General features: G+C 49.0%; 3 protein-coding genes. All 3 read left to right on the top strand.

Going from position 1 to position 2,053, the window contains the following annotated elements:
- Nucleotides 1-121 precede the first annotated feature (121 nt).
- On the top strand, nt 122-496 hold the full coding sequence (locus Q0510_RS13015; RefSeq protein WP_298712315.1) for a heavy-metal-associated domain-containing protein: 375 nt from the start codon (nt 122-124) through the stop codon (nt 494-496).
- Between the two features lie 23 nt (nt 497-519).
- On the top strand, nt 520-1,854 hold the full coding sequence (locus Q0510_RS13010) for an efflux RND transporter permease subunit (protein ID WP_366941010.1): 1,335 nt from the start codon (nt 520-522) through the stop codon (nt 1,852-1,854).
- A gap of 5 nt (nt 1,855-1,859) precedes the next feature.
- A partial coding sequence (locus tag Q0510_RS13005; RefSeq protein ID WP_298712309.1) for an efflux RND transporter permease subunit occupies nt 1,860-2,053 on the top strand: 194 nt, incomplete at its 3' end.

Here is a 2,053-nt window from a genome sequence, read left to right as displayed (position 1 = left end):
AACGAACCAATCAGCGGCCAACGTTTCCGTTATCAAAGTATCGGATCACACTAAAATAAAAGACATCCCGGTTGGCAAAAAGCCGAACGGCATCGTAATCAAACAATAAACCAATATAAAAATGAACAAACTATTATCTCTTCTCATTGTTATGGTTGCCTTTGTAGGCACATCGAGCGCATTTGCCCAATCCGCCAAGAAAGAAACGTTCAAGGTCTATGGCAACTGCAACATGTGTAAGAAAAGAATCGAAAAAGCTGCCACCGTTGACGGCGTTTCGAAAGCTGAATGGAATGTAGAAACCAAAATGATGACGGTGTCGCTGGATCCCGCAAAAACCAGCGGCGACGCGGTGCAGCAGAAGATCGCTGCCGCCGGCCATGATACGGAAAAAGCACAGGCGGCGGACTCCGTGTATACCAAGCTTCTAGGATGCTGCCAGTATGATCGTAAAGGTGCCGCAAAGTCCACCCAGGGCCATCAGCACCATAAATAATCATAGGCAACAAGATCAAACAGATGGGACGCGGCAGGCAACCTGCTGCGTCCTTCAAAAGAAAAAGAGATATGGTACATAGTATTATTGAATGGTCATTAAAAAATCGGTTTATTGTACTGGTGATGGCAACCGCCTTGTTCGCCTGGGGCATCTTTGCTGTGAAGAAGAACCCCATCGACGCCATCCCTGACCTATCAGAGAACCAGGTGATCGTATTCACCGAATGGATGGGCCGCGGGCCTCAACTGATCGAGGACCAGATCACTTATCCGCTGGTAACGAATCTGCAGGGGCTCCCCAAGATCAAATATGTACGTGGCTCCTCCATGTTCGGCATGAGCTTCATTTACGTCATTTTTAACGACGATGTTGACATATACTGGGCGCGCGAACGCGTGCTGGAACGGCTCAGTACGGTTTCCAGGACGCTGCCTACCGGCGTTACGCCGCAACTCGGCCCCGACGGCACCGGTGTAGGGCACATCCTTTGGTATACCCTGGACGCCCCCAACATGGACTTGGGCGAACAACGCGCGGGACAGGACTGGTATGTGAAATTTGCCTTGCAAAACGTGGAGGGCGTCAGCGAAATCGCTTCCTTTGGCGGTTTCCAGAAACAATATCAAATTACGCTGGATCCCAACAAGCTCCTTTACTACAGGCTTACCGTTCCGGAAGTCATCAACGCCATCCGGACGAACAACAACGAATCCGGTGGCAGGAAATTCGAGCTTAGCGACATCGGCTATATCATAAAAACCTCCGGCTACCTGAAATCCGTCGAGGAGATCGAAAACATTCCCGTCAAGAACCAGAACAGCATTCCCATCCGTGTCGCCGACGTTGCCGCTGTGCAAATGACCGGCGAAACCCGCTTGGGTATTTTCGACCAGGATGGCGAAGGCGAACGCGTTGGCGGGATCGTTGTAATGAGATATGGAGAAAATGCGGATGCGGTAATTGATAAGGTAAAAGCGAAAATGGAAGAAGTAGCCAAAGGGCTACCCAAGGGGGTAAAGTTTGACATCATTTACGACAGGGGCGAATTGATAAAGGAATCCGTGGATTCCATCAAAAATACGCTCATTGAAGAAATGATCGTCGTTTCCATCGTGGTGATCATTTTCCTTTTCCACTGGCGCAGCGCGCTCAGCATTATCATCCAAATCCCGATTACCCTGGCCGCAAGCTTCATTCTGCTCGACACCTTCGACATCTCGTCGAACATCATGTCCCTCACAGGTATCGCGCTGGCCATTGGGGTTATTGTGGACAATGGGATCATTATGAGTGAAAACGCATACAAACATCTTGCTGAAAGATATGCCCTCTGGCAAAAACAGCAAAAAAGCTAATTACAATGAACTGGTTGAAGAAAATATTTAAAAAATCCCCGGATTGGATATCGGAAGAAGAACGATTGAAGATCATTGAACAGTCCAGCAAACAGGTATCCCGCGGGGTATTTTTTGCCACGATCATCATCATTACCTCGTTTCTCCCGGTTTTCATGCTGACGGGCCAGGAAGGCAAGCTGTTCCATCCGCTGGCATA

The organism is uncultured Chitinophaga sp., from assembly GCF_937874145.1.
In the GTDB taxonomy this organism is placed as follows: Bacteria; Bacteroidota; Bacteroidia; order Chitinophagales; family Chitinophagaceae; genus Chitinophaga.
The sequence above is the reverse complement of the archived record's forward strand: the minus strand, read 5'-3'. Positions and strand labels throughout refer to the sequence as shown.